This is a genomic window from Vagococcus martis (assembly GCF_002026305.1).
In the GTDB taxonomy this organism is placed as follows: Bacteria; Bacillota; Bacilli; order Lactobacillales; family Vagococcaceae; genus Vagococcus; species Vagococcus martis.
The window spans coordinates 878,730-895,056 of sequence record NZ_MVAB01000001.1; the positions used below are offsets into that span (position 1 = coordinate 878,730).

The window sequence follows — 16,327 nt, forward strand, 5'->3', positions numbered from 1 at the left end:
TTTTATCTCTAATTTTCTAACATCATTTGGTATATTAAACATGAATTAAAACTCCTTTAATACAATGAAAAGAAGCCAACCATACCTATCAAGATGGCTGGCGCTTCTTTTACTCATTTACTAATAATCGTTTTGCCACTTTACCACTAGCTGTACGTGGTAAGGCATCAACAACATAATATTTTTTGGGGCATTTATATTTTGCTAAAAAGTTAAGGCAAGTTTCACTTATCTTCTCTATATCTATCGTTTCGTCCATCACAATATACGCTACAGGAACTTCACCCCATGTATCGTCATGCTCTCCTACAACAGCGACTTCCTTTATACCGGATAAACTTGCTATGCATTGTTCAACTTCAGCTGGATAGATATTTTCCCCACCTGAAATAATGAGTTCACTCAAGCGACTGACAACATATAAGTATCCGCCCTCATCAAGATAACCTAAATCACCGGTTTTAAAGTAACCATCTGTTGTCCATGACGATGATTTATTTAGATAACCTGGGGAAATATTGGGACCAGATAATAGTATTTCACCAATTTCCATTGGTTCACAGGTTTCATCATTTTTTCTAATGACAAGACTTATCCCATCTAATGGTAAGCCAGATGACCCAATTTTTTGAAGGGCATCATCATATCCTAATGCCACTACCTGTGAACACGTTTCAGTCATACCAAAGGACTGAATCACGGGAATGTCTTTGCTAAAACAATCTTGTAGCATCTCTTTAGAAACAGGTCCGCCACCAACAAGTAAACATTTAAACTTATCAGAGTAGCCTTGCTTTGGATAGGCTTGTAATAATTGTTTGAGCATCACATTAACAACTGATGAAACGGTTATGTCTCCTGTTTTAAACAAACGAGACATAAGAGGTGCATCAAATTTTTCAAAGAGATACACTCCACACCCTATCACTAACTGACGAACAACAATGGATAAACCACTAATATGAAACATTGGAACAGCACATCCCCAAACATCTTGAGCCGTGATGTTCATATTTTTTTGTGTCCCCATGCTACTTGCTAAATGATTACGAAACGTTTGGATCACACCTTTAGGCTTACCAGTTGTGCCTGAAGTATACATAATAGAAGCTGTTGCATCGACTGAAAACGTTGGATAACTAATTGAATCACGCAGTGGTTGACAATGGATATCCGAAAAAGAAATCAACTGAACGTGATTGAACCTTTTTTCTTTTAAATCATCTGCGACAAATATCGCTTTCACCCCAGAATCTTCCAGTTGATAGGACAATTCTTGAGTCGTTAGATGCGTATTTAAAAAGACAATTTCTTTTCCTAAGGACCACAAAGCCAAGATTAAAAAATACATGTCACTTGAATTGTGACTCAAAATAGCGACGCGTTTATCATTTTCTGATAAAAACACCGGCACTCTTTTGGTCCATTCATCTACTTCACTAGCAATCTCTGCTAGTGTCCAAGTCTGATTAATAGTATATAACCCAATTTTTTCTGGATGTGTTTCTAGTTGTGCTGTTAACCATGGTAACATTGTCTTCACTCTTTTATGGGAATTTTGGAAATTGATCAAAGTCAGGATCACGTTTTTCCTTAAACGAATCGCGGCCTTCTTTGGCTTCGTCCATTGTGTAATATAAAAGTGTCGCATCTCCTGCTAATTGCTGGATACCAGCTAAGCCATCTGTATCTGCATTCATCGCCGCTTTAATCATACGTAGCGCAATTGGACTTTTAGTTAGTAATTCTTCAGCCCATTCCATCGTCACGTCTTCTACTTTATCTAGAGGTGCAACTGTGTTAATCCAACCCATTTCAAGAGCTTCTTCAGCTGTGTATTGTTTTGTCATAAACCAAACTTCTTTGGCTTTCTTATGACCAACCACACGTGCTAAATAACCTGAACCATAACCACCATCAAAACTTCCAACGTTAGGCCCTGTTTGACCAAACATGGCATTATCAGCAGCGATTGTTAAATCACACACTAATTGCAACACATTTCCGCCACCAATGGACCAACCTTTAACCATTGCAATAACCGGTTTTGGAATGACGCGAATTAATCGTTGTAAATCTAAAACATTTAAACGAGGGATTTGGTCTTCTCCAACATATCCACCATGTCCACGTACTTTTTGATCACCACCAGAACAAAAGGCTAACTCACCTTCTCCCGTTAAAATAATCACCCCAATATCTGTCATATCACGGCTAATTGTAAACGCATCTATTAATTCAAATACTGTTTTAGGTGTAAATGCATTATGTACATGCGGACGGTTAATACTAATTTTCGCTATTTTCCCATGTTGTGTGAATAAAATTTCATCATATTCTTTAATTGTTTTCCAATCATACATTTTATAAAGTTCCCCCTTAATTTTCTACTCACCAATTATACACAATCTTATCTGAAATAGTAGAATTGATGCTTATTACTAATAAACTTTTATAAAATACTTTGCAATGTTATAATCTAGCTACTAAAATCAAAGGACTGATAACAAATGAATGCTTTAGATTATTTAGACATTAAAATCAAAGACGTTTCAAAAGAAAAGGTCACCTTAACTATGGTAGTTGATGGGAAACACCTACAACCTTTTGGCTTAATGCACGGTGGGATGAATGCTGTTTTGATTGAAACAGCAACAAGTATTGGAGCAAATGAGTCAATAGATACGACCAAGCAAGTTGCTGTGGGACTTGATATTCAAGTCAATCACCTTAAGAGTGCCGTCAAAGGTGATACGTTAACGGTTGTAGCCATCCCTGATCATATCGGAAAAACAACACAAGTTTGGCAAGCTGAAATCACCAATCAAAAACAACAAAAAATCAGCGTGGGAAGATGCACGCTGATGGTAAAAAGGATAAATTAAGAATCAAATAATTGATGAAAAAAGTGGTTCTTTCTGTTAAATACCATGTCCCATTGTTCGATTATTTGCGATTCTTCTAGTGATATGTTTTTGGCGCCCTCTTCTGTCATCTCTATAATGTTTGCTTCGGGAAACATCAATAGTATGGGAGAATGCGTACATATAATAAATTGAGAGTCAGCTTTCACTAAATCGTTTATCATCACCATTAACTCTAATTGTGATTGTAGTGACAGTCCTGTCTCGGGCTCATCAAACAAATAAATGCCATGACCAAAGAAACGTTCTTGAACAAGTGCCTTAATCGATTGCCCTCGAGAAAAAGAGTGCAACGACCTGTCAAACAAATTACTTGATACTCCTAAATCATCTAAATCAGTGGTTAAATTATAAAACGATTCGGCCCGATAAAAATAATAATCTTTAGCATAAGAAGCATAGCGTATCAATCGACAACTTTTTGCCAAATCAGAATGTGTTTCTCGAGTAATAAAGTGATTATTTTTTGAGCCTCCTTCTAAATTTAATCCTAGTAACTCAGCGATAGCTTCAAGAAAAGTTGATTTTCCAACGCCATTTTCTCCTGTAATAAACGTGATTGGTTTAGTAAATAATAAATTATTTATATCTTTAATAAATGGTAAGTTGTAAGGAAAATCTCCTTCTTCTATTCCCTCATAGTATAATTGTTTAATGTACATTTCTTCACCCACCTTTATGTAATGAACGATAGCCTGTTTTCCTTATAGGAAAACAGGCTATCTAACTAATCAATATTTAATTTGTAAAGTTGTGAGATACTATTTACTACATTTAGATTTACTTCTCATTTAAACGACGCAATCCCGAACCTCTATTGCATCCTTGTAGCCCTATAGCTACGCCAGTTTGAATAAATTTCTTTAAAATACTCCAAATTTCGCTTAATAAATATTTTTCATATTACATACATTATAACATACTATACTCATTTTACCAAAAATATAACTATTATTAAAACCTATATATCATTCTCAATGATTGGCATAAGCTTATTGGCTAAGTCATCTGAAACATCTTTAATGTTAATAACTGACGCATCTGAAATTACCTTATTGGCAAGCTCTTTCCCTTTTACAGGATCGTCCCACTCTTTATCTTGATAATGACTAGGAACAGGATACGAAGTCACAGTTCCATCTCCATTATTGTGGTACGTAAACATCCCAGCCGCTAGAGGGTTTCCTGAAATAACAATTACATCTTCCGGTAAATAAACACCCGTTTCCCAGATTTATAAAGATTTATTTGGATATAAACTGTAAGTTGTGGTTGAATTTAATAATTCATTCACTCTAGATTCACTTAAACTAGCCGTTTTTATCAATACTTTTGCTGCTAATAATTTATTGTTTTCATAACTTGTTGATGTTGATTTAGTTGACTTTGCTACATCTCCTCCTACAATCTGACTAAAACCAGCCTTAATATCAGGGTTTTGTGTTTCACTAAAATGTAGATAGTTTTCATTGTTACCTTGATTTTGTTGTGTTACATATACTTTTGGCTGACCGTTTTCTATGATAAAGAAGTATACATGTTTTTGTAAATAAGGTTGTGTATCAGCATCTGAATAAACAGCTACTAGCTGATAAGGTGCACTTCCCTCACCTGTTTCTGACCACTCTACTTGTACTGGTTGATTATTGATTGCCATTGTCCATGTCCCGTTGAAAATATCACCAGGAACCTTTAAACCATATAAGTCAACACTATTTGATTGGTTATATTCTTTGTAGTTTTGCCCCATTTTATTACTAAATTGCGACATAAATCCTCGCAAACTATCTTTTTTGGCATCATTCCATAAAGAATTGTCAGTTTCTTCTTTCTTATTAGAACTTTCTTCTTTTTTATCTGTTTCTTTTGATTCAGATGTCTTTGTTGCTTCTATTTCTTCTTTCTCTTTTTTAGCATATTCAACTAATTTATTTGATCCTTTTTTAATTTTAATAACTGAGTCTAGTTCAGATAGTGCCTTTTCCTTATCTTTTGCTTCCTTGTATTCTAAAGCTTTATTGTAGTGCTTTAGCTGTGTTTGATAATTTTTAGCTTCATCATCTTTTGGTTTACTTTCTAAAGCCATCTCAACAAACCCTTCAGCTTGTTCAAATTTTTTCTCTATAATGGCTTCTTTGGTTTTTTGCATTGATTGATCAAACGTGTCACTATTCCCACATGCTGTCATCACGACCAAAGCCAAACCTAATACTATAAAACTTCTTAATCGTTTAGTCATTTCTGTCTCCTTTTTGTTTTTATTTATGATATTAATTATACACTATAAACTCTCTATATCTAATTAAAATACACCTTATTTTTTGTCATTATGTTGTTCATAAATCGTTAGCATATCTTGTAATAGTTCAGTTAAATATCGTTGTTGCTTTTTACTCATCGTGTCTTTTGTAGCATCATGATCATCCAACGTTCCCACATGATGCTGCGTAAATCCGTCATCACTAATAAAAATAATCATCGGAACTACCACTCCATCATATGAGGGACTATCAACGATGTATTGCTTTAAATCATCTTTATTTTTATCAGTAAAATTTTTTCCATGTGTGTCTACTTGCCAAGCTTAAGGACAATTGTAGGATATACCTAATAAAACAATTCTTTAACTTAACTCTTAATTTTGGAAATTAATACGGATTAGGTGTATCATTAGTTATAGGAGGGTGATATTTATGACATTAGAAGAAACTAAACGTACATTGAATCAGTTAGTAGCAGATTTAAGTCAGTTTTCAGTTGTGATCCACCAGACACATTGGTGCATGAGAGGTCCTGAATTTTTATCTTTGCATCCTTTAATGGATGAGTATATGGATGAAATCAACGATCAATTAGATGTAATTTCCGAGCGTCTCATCACTTTAGGTGGTTCTCCATACTCTACATTACAAGAATTTATTGATAACACTGGTATTAAAGATGAAAAAGGAACTTATGACAAACCTATTCCAGAAAGACTTAAAACACTAGTTGCAGGATACAACTATTTAATTGGTGTTTACGAAAAAGGTATTGAAGTAAGTGAAAAAGAAGGCGATTTAGGAACACAAGATATTTTCATCTCTTTCAAAACAGACCTTGAGAAAAAAGTTTGGATGCTACAAGCGACACTTAATAAAGCTCCTGGACTTTAATAGTTGAAACAAAGACAGACCATACATCGTTTGGTCTGTCTTTGTTTTGCTATAAATTATTAATTCCTGTATTATTTTTTTAAAAGGAGACTTTAACATGAAAAAATACTATCTAGTTAGTTTAACAATCGGACTATTATTATTGTTTACTTTACAATTATTAAGCTATATTAATTATCTATTGATTGACCAGGGCATTATGAATGGCATCATTGATAAAAATCTGTTACTTAAAACACCATTAATTATTATCCCACTTCTCTTTATTGCCTTTTCTATTATTGGGTTCGTAATGGATTATCTGAATCAACAAAAATAAGCACTCATAAAGGATGATGTTTGTGCAATCTTTACCCTATCTTAATCACCATTTTCACTCTCCTTCCTTAATCAATGAAAAACAAAATGCTGAATATGAAGGAGTCTGTTTCTATCATGATACGAAGTTTTACAGAAGTCGTTTAGCTAATAAAACACCGAAAAAAGCTGGTTACTTTGTCGCTTTTTGGGAAAAAGATGACCAATTGAAAAATCAAGCTTTCTCATATGAAGATGCCCCAGATATAACACTAGTTTGGATTATCGACGCCGATAAAAAAGGTATTTTTATGTTTCCAAAAGAGATGTTGTTACAAAAAACATTTTACAAACAAAATCTCAAAAAGGAAAAATAGGGATCAGAGTTTATCCTACATGGGAGTCTAACTTAAACCAAACAGCACTAAAAACACAAGAGTGGCAATCACATTACTTTAAAAGTTTGAGTACATAAAAAAGCAGATAAGAGTGTAATATACTCCTATCTGCTTTTATTGCTATTTATCCAAGTAACTCTTCTCTTAAAATTCCATACTTAATTGAATCGTAGTATACTCCGTTTAAGTACCTGACTTTTCTTATTACTGCTTCTTTTTCCATATTACACTTTTCGCCAATCTTTTGCATCCCTTCATTTCCAGACCAAGTAGTAAAACCTATATGTGGTAAATAAGAGAATAAATTAAATAAATGGACTATCCATTGGTATAGAGCGACACTACCTATCCCTTTCCCCCATAAAGATGAATCATATATTAAAATCCCTATATCCAACCATTGCTTCAACTCTCCATCTTCCCAATAAGCAGTCACTAATCCAACAATCTTATTGTTAAAAAGTATCGCTTTACTTAAAGGATCATTAATCAAACTTTTTCCAAATCCAGAAGAAAATTCTTCCCAATTCATAATAGGGTCATTAAAATATGGACCATTATACTTCATCCATTCTAAATCTGCTTTTGGCCCATAACTTATTTCCCAAATATCAAGTAAATCTTCTTCATTAATCATAGCTAATTCAATTTTTGTCATTCTAATCCCCTAAATATATAATTTAGTCGTTTACTTCACTCATAAGTCTTAAATTCATTACGACCAAGATGCCTTTAAGTCTTCTTTTTTTATTTTCCATATGAATCACTTCCTTTAATATTTTTAAATATCAAAATCTGTATTAAACTGCTTTATCTAAAGCTTGCTCTAAATCTTTAATTAAATCATCCGCGTTTTCAATTCCTATGGCTAATCTAAGTAGGCCTTCTGATATACCGATTTTTGCACGTAATTCTGAACTATAATAATCATGAGTCATACTAGCTGGGTGACAAATTAAACTCTCTACTCCACCTAAACTAACTGCTAAATTAATAATATCCAATGCATCAACGAATTTTTCTGGACTTGCTTCTGGCACTAGTTCGATTGAAAATACCGCTCCTATACCTGAAGCTTGTTTTTTCTGAATCTGGGCTTCAACGGCTGATGATGAACCAGGATAATAGACGTTTGCTATTCTAGGATGTTTTTCAAGAAACTCAATGATTTTCTTTGTGTTTTCCTCTTGTTTATCCATGCGGACTGTTAATGTTTTAATCCCTTGAATCAAATGATATGAATCAGTTGGGCTTAAAATATTTCCTAATGTACTCTGTAACAACTTTATCTCAGCTGCCAAATCATCATCATCTACTGTCACAAGCCCTGCAATAATGTCTGAATGCCCACTTAAATATTTTGTTGCTGAATACACGACAATATCAGCCCCTAACTCAAATAATCGTTGAAGATACGGTGTCATAAACGTGTTATCAATGATAACCAAACAATCATATCTATGAGCCAAATCACTCAATTTTTGAATATCAATAACTCGAAGTAGTGGATTTGATGGTGTTTCGATAAATATCGCTTTCACATTAGGCGTTAAATCTGCATCCGTTAAGTCATTAACATCATCTACTAACTCAAAATCTATTCCTTGTTGAGTAAATAATTTATCTGCATAACGATAAGTTCCACCATATAAATCACAATTTAATAATACTTTATCTCCTTGTTTAAATAAATTAAACACAGTTGTCGTTGCTGCCATACCTGATGAAAAAGCAAAACCATGTTTCACTCCTTCTAGTTGGCTCACTAAAGCTTCTAAATTAAATCGAGTGGGATTTTCCCCTCGCCCGTATCCAAATTCTTGGAAACTTGATAATGACTCTTGTACATACGTTGTTGCCAAATGAATTGGTGGGACAACGGATCCTTTTTCATTTTCAACTGCTGGTATACCTTGAACAACCAATGAATCAAATTCCATCCTTATTCACTCCTTTTATCAATATAATCTCTGATTTCCTCTCATTTAATTCTAATAATACTAACGCACCTTTTTTATAATGTCAATTAGCATGATACTAATTTTAGTAATACCAATAATTAACTTACTAGAATTCAAAGATATGATATTATAAAACCATTAAAAATATTAATTTAGTTAAGGAGGTTATTTTCATTAAATCAATTGATATAAAAAAATCCACCACTTATTTACGCACGACACTCCTGATTATCATATTAGTAGGTTTTATCACCTTTATAATTCATCCTGATTTAAAAAGTATCATAGAATCTACCCCTACGTTAACAAGTACGCCAAATAAATTAGTTAAAGTAATGCAATACATCATCAATAACGGATTAAAAGTGCCCTTCTCTATGCTTGTACTTGCTCTAATCCCTGTTCCATATCTTTATTTCTTTAATACCTTTTTATCAGCGATGTTAGGTGGCATTGTTGTTGGTGCTGTTTTGTCATACTCAATCAGTACAGGATTAAATCTAATCATTGCTTCAATCCCTCATATTATTATAGAGCTAGCTGCCTTTTGTATTTGGGCATCAAGCTTGTATTACCTAAACCTCTGGATAAGAAATAAATTACACAAAAGGGCAATTAATACGACTTTCTGGTTTGAACTAAAACGTTGTGTCCTGCACTATATCAGATATGTCCTACCTTTAATTATTATAGCAGCCTGTTTAGAAACCTTTTTAACTGATAAAATATTGACTTTACTTAACTAGACTAATAAAACCTATGTTATGAGGCGAATAGGTGCTCATTTCATAGGTTTTTTACTATGGCCAAAATACTAGTATTGATGATAATAACTCCAAAATTACGTCAATAAAGCTTAGTTTTGTTTTAGATTTGTTCCTGTTCCTCCTACTTCTCATTATACCATCCCTTTACTGTTCACATTTTTAAGTTGCATTTGCTCAATTATACCACGATATAAAACATACCGCATTATTCATATAAATTTTGTTTCTGATAAAAAGATGACATAATCTTTTCATCGACTTTATCTATTAACGTTTTTTTGACAAGTTCTGCACTTACCATAAATCTACCTTCACCAGTTTCATCGCATGTGATAAGTGTTAGTTCTGCCTTTTTGGGATGGTCGTCAATGACGTGTACATCTGTCGCTTGGATGTATGACATGTCGTTGATTGTATATTCATACACATATTCTAAATCAGTCAAATAAATTGGCATCTCTTTTTTTGCATTGATTATCGGACCAAACAACACTTCTTTGTTCAACATATGATGACTAGTCAATGAATAATTTCCAACACCCATCTCTTGATTTTTTTTCATCGTTCCTGCTCCCATTAAAATAGCATAATCAGACACACCTCTTAATATTGGTAAGTTAATATGTAAATCAGGTATCGTAATGCCACCTAAAACAGGGACTTTATCATCTTTAAAAGTTGATTTTAAAGCTGAAGTAACATCAGCTCTACTCGCTTTCGAAAAATTAAAATCATCTTTTTTTGACTCTTTTTGATTCTTTTTTATATCATGTGTTGATGTCTGATGTATACTTGGTGAACCATTCATTTTTAAAACTATTTGTGTTAATTCTTGATCAAACAACAATACTAACGATACAGAAACAATAATAAAAGATATTAAAAACATCAATCTCCTTTTTTTGTTTAGTTTTTGTTTATTCTTTCTTATTTCGGTTCTTTTTTTCATTATTTTATACTTTATTCCTTTTTTTGTGTTATTATAATAATGTATTATATCATATTATTGGAGGTTTTATAATTGAAAAAGAATGTTTATGTTGGATTATTCTCAGCAATGTTGTTGGTAGGAGGAACTGCTGTCACAACTTTGGCAGAAGAAACAGGGGAAGTTATTAAAACAGAAGAAGTTGTTCAAGAACAAACAAATGATGTGAAACCTGATTTAGGAAAAGTAACATTGATTGGCTATGGTACGAATCATTATGATGATTTATTTGGAGATTATCATTTTTCAGTTGCTAAACCGGCAGAACTACAAGGTTTTAAATTAGGTGAACTAACACTAAAAGGTTATCATTACGATGCATCAAATCCTACTTATATTGGTTGGGTTTCTTTAAACCATACAGTAAAAGATGGAAAATATGATTCAGAAATATATTTTGAAGTACATGATGAAGGTGACTCTATTGCTTTCAAACCAACTAAAGGAAATATGAACGTTGCTAGAGAAAACTACCCTGGAGAATACGGCCCTTCACCTTTCTTAGGTGGAGAAATTAGTAATGGTGCGCCATTATTCGAAACACCAAATGGTACTTACTCTGCTTTTATTCGTTTAATTTTCACTAACGTTGCTCAACCAGGAGAAGATGGTCAAGAAAACATTAATAATGATGCTGTTGATGAATCAAGTAATCAACCAGACACTCCTGAAAACCCAACTGAACCCCTTGGATCTGAAAACAATCCTACTGGAAATAAAGTAGATAAACAAAACGAAAAAGAATTTGTTGAAAACATCAAAAAAGATGGTGATACAAGCGAAAAATACGCTGACAACAAAAAATTACCTCAAACAAGCCAATCAAATACTGCATTGTCAGGATTAATGTTACTTCTTATTGGTAGTGCTACTGCTGTCTTTGCTAAACTCAAATTCTCTACAAAATAACTACTAAAAAAACTTCCAACTTAATTGCTGGAAGTTTTTCTTTTTGTTAATCTATTGCCTTGTATTCTGCTGCCATACCTTTTTTCACACCAGGTCGTTGTGCAATTCGATGAGTCCATTCAACCAAATGTGTGTAGCTTTGAATATCTAAAAATTCAGCCGACCCTTCATATAAATCACCTAATACAAGTTGACCATACCAAGACCAAATAGCTATGTCGGCAATACTATATGTGTCTCCGGCGATAAATTCACGCGTTGCCAATACTTTATCTAGTAAATCAAGTTGTCTTTTAGTTTCCATTGTATATCTGTCGATTGGGTATTTCAATTTCTCTGGTGCATAATGGAAAAAGTGACCAAATCCACCACCGACAAATGGACCAGAGCCAACTTGCCAAAATAACCAATTTAATACTTCTGTCTTACCTTGAATATCTTTTGGTAAAAACTCACCAAACTTTTCAGCTAAATAAACTAAGATTGAACCTGATTCAAATACATCAATATTAGGGGTTTGACTTTGATCAACCATTGCTGGAATTTTAGAATTCGGATTGATAGAAACAAAATCCGAACCAAACTGATCGCCTTCACCTATATTAATTTTATATAAATCATACTCTACATCTTTTATTCCTAATTCTTTTAATTCTTCTAACAGAATCGTTACTTTGACACCATTTGGAGTTCCTAGTGAATAGACTTGAAATGGTGCACTCCCCACAGGAAGTTTTTGTTCAAAACGACTGCCGGCTGTTGGGCGGTTTCCACCTTTATTGTTATTTTCATCTTCCCATGTCCATACATCTGGTAATTTATAATCTGTCATATTATCACTCCTTACTTTTATACTACGGTAATGATATCACTCATTAAAAATATCTGTCCAACATAACGGGTTCTACTTAGGTGACTAAACTGACAATCCCCATCGCATTTTTATCAAATATGGTTGTTGATAACGATTGCTTAATTCTTTTAAAAAAGCTTCTAACTCACTACTTTTTAATGGCGACGTTTCAATTAGTTCTTTATAAATTTCTTTTTCTTTAGGTGTTGCAACTTTTTTGAAATAACCCCAAATGTGTTGGAATGCTACTCGTAGTGTTTTATCAGTAGGAGACATTTGTTCTAAATCTGATATCATGTACTCGTAAATTCTTTGTTTTTCTTCTGTCCACTGATTTCCTTTAGCCATCAAGCGAATGTCATTATATGCTTGCTGTGACCGAGACATTACCCAGTATTTATTCTTAGCCCATGATGACTGAAACTGGCTTAATAGCTGTTTGTTGTTTTTTTCCATTTAGTTCACCTCACATTTGCATTGGTTTTACACTAGTATTAAGGTATATTATATAAGCAAAGGTCAATTAATTAAAGAGGTGAATACTGTGGGAAAATATCAATTAGACAAAAAAGGTAAAGAAGCTGTCTCAAAATATCATGAAAAACAAACACCAAATAAAATCGACAAAAAAGCTCATCTTGCCAAATTACGTGAGAGTTATATGAAAAAGAAGAAATAAGAAAATCAAAAAGCTACTCGACTATTGAGTGGCTTTTTAAGTTATTCTATTTTTCCAGTTAAAAATTCATACATATCAGGTTCTACACGATGTTTAAGTGTAAAGTCCATTTCAACGACATTCTTTAATTTATTATCAGATGTTGGCTTTTCCTTTTGTTCAATAGTATCAATAATTGGCTCCATTTCTCCTAAATAGTAGAAATCTGTTTCTTTATCATTTTGATTATATTTTCGCTTAATAAATAAATGAATAGTCCAATTTTTAAAGTCTTTCAATATTTGGACTTCAGGAGATTTAATTGTTCTAGGTGATTTAGTAAACCAACGAAACGTTTCTTCATCGATAAATTCATCTTCATAAGCCATTAGAGAGGCTTTAAAATCTTTCCCTTTGTCTAAAGTAACAAAAATAGCAAATTGGTTATTACTGTATGTGTAGCCACCAATTCCTTGTTCATTTTGTTTGAACTCCATATTTAATACTCGTAAAACATCTTTTCGACGATACTTAGAATAAAGACATAAAGTAGATGGCATACCTTGTTTTTCTAATTTTTTCAAACCTGTCGTCACAACATCCATCACATACTTCATAAATAATGTATTTTTACGTGAGCTGTTGAAAAAATCAGTCATCGCGATTCCGTTGTTCTTTTGGTCAAACAACTGTGCTGGGCGATAATTTCTTTGTAACCCTGCTTCATAAAAAGATAAATCCAAAACTGATAAGACAGATGCTAGTATGTCCCTATCATAATCAATCGATTCTTCATCCCACAGTTTATAAATGTCTTCTGACAATAAATAAGTCTTATTTTCCATAACCATTTTCTTTATCACAAGTAACTCATGTGGTCGTCCACCGAATAATAACTCAACAGATAAAAACTTAAGCGCTAATCGCTCTTGCTCAGTAAGTAATGGGCAATCTTCTTTCATTTTCAGTAAAAATTGATCATATGTTTTTTCTCTTTGAATAATTACTAATGGATCTAACTCACCCATCTCTTCAAAATCATATAACATTGGTATTTTATTCAGCCTATTTTTTAAACGTTGATAACTTTTCCTTAGCTCGGCAAAAGAGTTTAATTTAGCCGCATCAATTGATTTAAATATCCTCTCTTTAGCAACTCGCTCAAAGTTAATCACTGAAAGACCTGTCATATAATTAACATCTATCGTATCTCGTCTTAAATTATTCTTGTTACGTGACGAATCTCCTGATAACGCCATAGGAATCATGTAGTTATTTTGATAGTTTCCAATAAAATCAATCACCGTTACAAATTCTTTCGACTCATCTTTTCTTAAGCCACGTCCTAATTGTTGAATAAAAATAATATTAGATTCTGTATTTCTAAGCATAATCACTTGATTTATTTTTGGAATGTCTATTCCCTCATTAAAAATATCGACTGTAAAAATATAATGAATCCTGCCCGACTCAAGTTCTTCAATCACCTGTTCTCTTTCTTCAATGGAGTTTTCACCAGATAAGTAGCTACTCGCTATTCCTCTTTGATTGAATAGGCGTGATAACTCTTTTGCCTCATCTTTTCGACTACAAAAAACTAACCCTTTAGGATTACTACCAGAACAGCCGTAATAATTGATTTTATCTATTAAAAATTCGACTCTCTCAAAATAAGTTAAATAAGTTAAGTCACTTGTCTCACTAATAACTTGACCGTCTTTTTCATAATCTGTGACACCGAAATAGTGAAATGGACACAATAAGTTTTCTTCAAGTGCATCTTTCAAACGAATTTCATAAGCGATATTATAATCAAATAGTTCAAAAATATTAAATCCATCAGTTCTCTCAGGTGTCGCTGTCATACCTAACAGAAAATTTGGTTTAAAATAGTTTAGGGTTTTAATATAGGATGAGGCACCTGCCTTATGAACTTCATCTATTAATATATAGTCAAACGCATCCGGACCTAATAATTCTTGATAGCCATCCTTTGATATGGTTTGAATTGTCGAAAATAAATATTTCGCATCTAAATCTTTTTTCTGTCCTGATAAAACACCATAGTCAGTATCTTTTCCACCTATAACTTTTTTAAATGATTCTATTGCTTTATGTAATATTTGCTCTCTGTGAACGATGAATAGAAATCGTTTTGGTTGATAAGAAGCAACATCAAAAGCTGCTAGATAAGTTTTTCCTGTTCCTGTTGCAGATACAACCAACCCTTTTCTTTCTCCAGACTGCCTTAGCTCTTTCAAACTATTTAGGGCTTCTTTTTGCATTCTGTTAGGGACGATATATTCACTTACTTCTTCAGTGATGATATCTTCACTTCGAGTCATTCTTTTAGGTAATGGTTGATATGTTTTCGAAAACTCAGCAATCCATTCTCGACTTAATATTGTGGCACTTTCCCATTCTTTTTCTAAATGGTCATGTATCGTTGAAATCATCTCACCATTATCATAAGAGGTAAGCTTTACGTTCCACTCATAATTCAGTTTTAAAGCTGACATCGTCAAATTAGAACTACCTATTATAAACGTTTGATGTGTCTGATGTGTAAATAAATAGCCTTTAGAATGGAAACCAGATTTATTTGATATTCTAACCTCAACATTCGGAATATTTAGTAATGAGTGAAAGACATCTGGATGATTAAAACCTAAGTATGTTGAGGTCAGTATTCTTCCTTTGATACCTTTATCAGCTAAATCTGATAATTGGGTTTTAATAGTATTTAATCCATCTTGCGTGATAAACGCAACAGATAGAATAAACGACTGACAAGATAATAATTCCTGCTGTAACACCGAGAGTAAGAATTCTTTTTTGTCTGTATCATTAATGATAAATTTAGGATTTAAATATTGGCTTTCAACATTTTTATCAATAAATGCTTTTTTTAACGCTTTATTTAGTAATAAATCACTCATCCACACCAGCCTCCATTAGTTTTTCGACAATTGGTATATCAGCTGGCGCCCAATCTAGCTGAGTTAACTTATCGAAAGATACCCACTTAGATTGCAAATGCTCTGTCAATTGTGGCTCTCCAGATTCTAAATGACAAATAAACGTACTTAAATTCACTCTACCAAAATCATAATCAAACGACACACTTGCGAATTCCTTTTCTTCTAGTTGAACTGAAATTAATAGTTCTTCTTTTATCTCTCGTACCAATGCTTGTTCTTTAGTCTCTCCAGATTCAATCTTCCCACCTGGAAATTCCCACTTTCCAGGTAGACTTTTTTCTAACCCTCTTTGACAGCAAAAGACTTTTCCCTCTTTTATAATAATTGCTCCAACAACATTTATATTCTTTTTCATTAATTCATTCCTCATTTACATCATTTATATACTCACAGGATCGCACAAAACAAATAAAGACGCAATCCTTTACTAATTATT

Annotated in this window: 19 protein-coding genes and 1 pseudogene; 7 read left to right on the forward strand and 13 right to left on the reverse strand. The window is 33.0% G+C overall.

Features of this window, described 5'->3' with window-relative positions:
- Positions 1–109: 109 nt before the first annotated feature.
- The gene (locus tag BW731_RS04170) at positions 110–1,534 is read right to left on the reverse strand and encodes an o-succinylbenzoate--CoA ligase (protein ID WP_079345986.1); all 1,425 of its coding nucleotides are present in this window, start codon (positions 1,532–1,534) and stop codon (positions 110–112) included.
- A gap of 13 nt (positions 1,535–1,547) precedes the next feature.
- Positions 1,548–2,363, reverse strand: coding sequence for a 1,4-dihydroxy-2-naphthoyl-CoA synthase (gene menB / locus BW731_RS04175; protein WP_079345988.1), 816 nt, complete (start codon positions 2,361–2,363; stop codon positions 1,548–1,550).
- Positions 2,364–2,510: 147 nt separating this feature from the next.
- On the opposite strand from menB, the gene BW731_RS04180 reads away from it, so the two are divergent.
- Entirely contained in the window at positions 2,511–2,885 is a 375-nt protein-coding gene (locus tag BW731_RS04180; protein WP_079345990.1) for a PaaI family thioesterase, read from the forward strand.
- Here the strand turns inward: BW731_RS04180 and BW731_RS04185 are convergent.
- From BW731_RS04185 to BW731_RS12590, 4 genes are all read right to left on the reverse strand, one after another.
- Positions 2,882–3,586: an AAA family ATPase gene (locus BW731_RS04185; protein WP_079345992.1), complete on the reverse strand. Its 705-nt coding sequence runs from the start codon at positions 3,584–3,586 to the stop codon at positions 2,882–2,884. The two genes, BW731_RS04180 and BW731_RS04185, sit on opposite strands and share 4 nt — an antisense overlap.
- A 299-nt stretch (positions 3,587–3,885) precedes the next feature.
- A complete protein-coding gene (locus BW731_RS12585) occupies positions 3,886–4,056 on the reverse strand; it encodes a hypothetical protein (protein WP_158080158.1) in 171 nt (56 codons plus the stop codon).
- 102 nt (positions 4,057–4,158) lie between these two features.
- The gene (locus BW731_RS04190; protein WP_079345994.1) at positions 4,159–5,163 is read right to left on the reverse strand and encodes a DUF4767 domain-containing protein; all 1,005 of its coding nucleotides are present in this window, start codon (positions 5,161–5,163) and stop codon (positions 4,159–4,161) included.
- A 75-nt stretch (positions 5,164–5,238) separates the two neighbouring features.
- Positions 5,239–5,403: a hypothetical protein gene (locus BW731_RS12590; protein ID WP_158080159.1), complete on the reverse strand. Its 165-nt coding sequence runs from the start codon at positions 5,401–5,403 to the stop codon at positions 5,239–5,241.
- A gap of 214 nt (positions 5,404–5,617) precedes the next feature.
- Between BW731_RS12590 and BW731_RS04195 the strand changes: the two genes are divergently transcribed.
- From BW731_RS04195 to BW731_RS04205, 3 genes and pseudogenes are all read left to right on the forward strand, one after another.
- Positions 5,618–6,079, forward strand: coding sequence for a Dps family protein (locus BW731_RS04195; protein ID WP_079345996.1), 462 nt, complete (start codon positions 5,618–5,620; stop codon positions 6,077–6,079).
- A gap of 97 nt (positions 6,080–6,176) precedes the next feature.
- Positions 6,177–6,398 (forward strand): hypothetical protein, encoded by a 222-nt coding sequence (locus BW731_RS04200; RefSeq protein WP_079345998.1) that lies wholly within the window; start codon positions 6,177–6,179, stop codon positions 6,396–6,398.
- 16 nt (positions 6,399–6,414) lie between these two features.
- A pseudogene (locus tag BW731_RS04205) lies at positions 6,415–6,851 on the forward strand (MepB family protein).
- 47 nt (positions 6,852–6,898) lie between these two features.
- On the opposite strand, the gene BW731_RS04210 reads toward BW731_RS04205, so the two are convergent.
- The gene (locus tag BW731_RS04210) at positions 6,899–7,432 is read right to left on the reverse strand and encodes a GNAT family N-acetyltransferase (protein WP_079346000.1); all 534 of its coding nucleotides are present in this window, start codon (positions 7,430–7,432) and stop codon (positions 6,899–6,901) included.
- Between the two features lie 142 nt (positions 7,433–7,574).
- Positions 7,575–8,714, reverse strand: coding sequence for a trans-sulfuration enzyme family protein (locus tag BW731_RS04215; RefSeq protein ID WP_079346002.1), 1,140 nt, complete (start codon positions 8,712–8,714; stop codon positions 7,575–7,577).
- A gap of 305 nt (positions 8,715–9,019) precedes the next feature.
- Here BW731_RS04215 and BW731_RS13065 point away from each other — a divergent pair, with 305 nt between their 5' ends.
- The gene (locus BW731_RS13065; protein WP_408645961.1) at positions 9,020–9,481 is read left to right on the forward strand and encodes a stage II sporulation protein M; all 462 of its coding nucleotides are present in this window, start codon (positions 9,020–9,022) and stop codon (positions 9,479–9,481) included.
- 226 nt (positions 9,482–9,707) lie between these two features.
- On the opposite strand, the gene BW731_RS04225 is transcribed toward BW731_RS13065, so the two are convergent.
- The gene (locus BW731_RS04225; RefSeq protein ID WP_158080160.1) at positions 9,708–10,391 is read right to left on the reverse strand and encodes a class A sortase; all 684 of its coding nucleotides are present in this window, start codon (positions 10,389–10,391) and stop codon (positions 9,708–9,710) included.
- A 132-nt stretch (positions 10,392–10,523) separates the two neighbouring features.
- Here BW731_RS04225 and BW731_RS04230 point away from each other — a divergent pair, with 132 nt between their 5' ends.
- Positions 10,524–11,399 (forward strand): LPXTG cell wall anchor domain-containing protein, encoded by an 876-nt coding sequence (locus tag BW731_RS04230; RefSeq protein WP_079346008.1) that lies wholly within the window; start codon positions 10,524–10,526, stop codon positions 11,397–11,399.
- A gap of 46 nt (positions 11,400–11,445) precedes the next feature.
- On the opposite strand, the gene yghU is transcribed toward BW731_RS04230, so the two are convergent.
- A complete protein-coding gene (gene yghU / locus BW731_RS04235; RefSeq protein WP_079346010.1) occupies positions 11,446–12,231 on the reverse strand; it encodes a glutathione-dependent disulfide-bond oxidoreductase in 786 nt (261 codons plus the stop codon).
- An 84-nt stretch (positions 12,232–12,315) separates the two neighbouring features.
- The gene (locus BW731_RS04240) at positions 12,316–12,708 is read right to left on the reverse strand and encodes a DUF1722 domain-containing protein (protein ID WP_079346012.1); all 393 of its coding nucleotides are present in this window, start codon (positions 12,706–12,708) and stop codon (positions 12,316–12,318) included.
- A gap of 88 nt (positions 12,709–12,796) precedes the next feature.
- Between BW731_RS04240 and BW731_RS12980 the strand changes: the two genes are divergently transcribed.
- Positions 12,797–12,931, forward strand: coding sequence for a hypothetical protein (locus tag BW731_RS12980; protein WP_269844050.1), 135 nt, complete (start codon positions 12,797–12,799; stop codon positions 12,929–12,931).
- Positions 12,932–12,972: 41 nt separating this feature from the next.
- Here the strand turns inward: BW731_RS12980 and BW731_RS04245 are convergent, their stop codons facing one another.
- Positions 12,973–15,849, reverse strand: coding sequence for a DEAD/DEAH box helicase (locus tag BW731_RS04245; RefSeq protein WP_079346014.1), 2,877 nt, complete (start codon positions 15,847–15,849; stop codon positions 12,973–12,975).
- Complete coding sequence (locus BW731_RS04250) at positions 15,842–16,246, reverse strand: (deoxy)nucleoside triphosphate pyrophosphohydrolase (RefSeq protein ID WP_079346016.1); 405 nt, start codon at positions 16,244–16,246, stop codon at positions 15,842–15,844. The genes BW731_RS04245 and BW731_RS04250 overlap by 8 nt, the downstream gene beginning before the upstream one ends.
- Positions 16,247–16,327 lie beyond the last annotated feature (81 nt).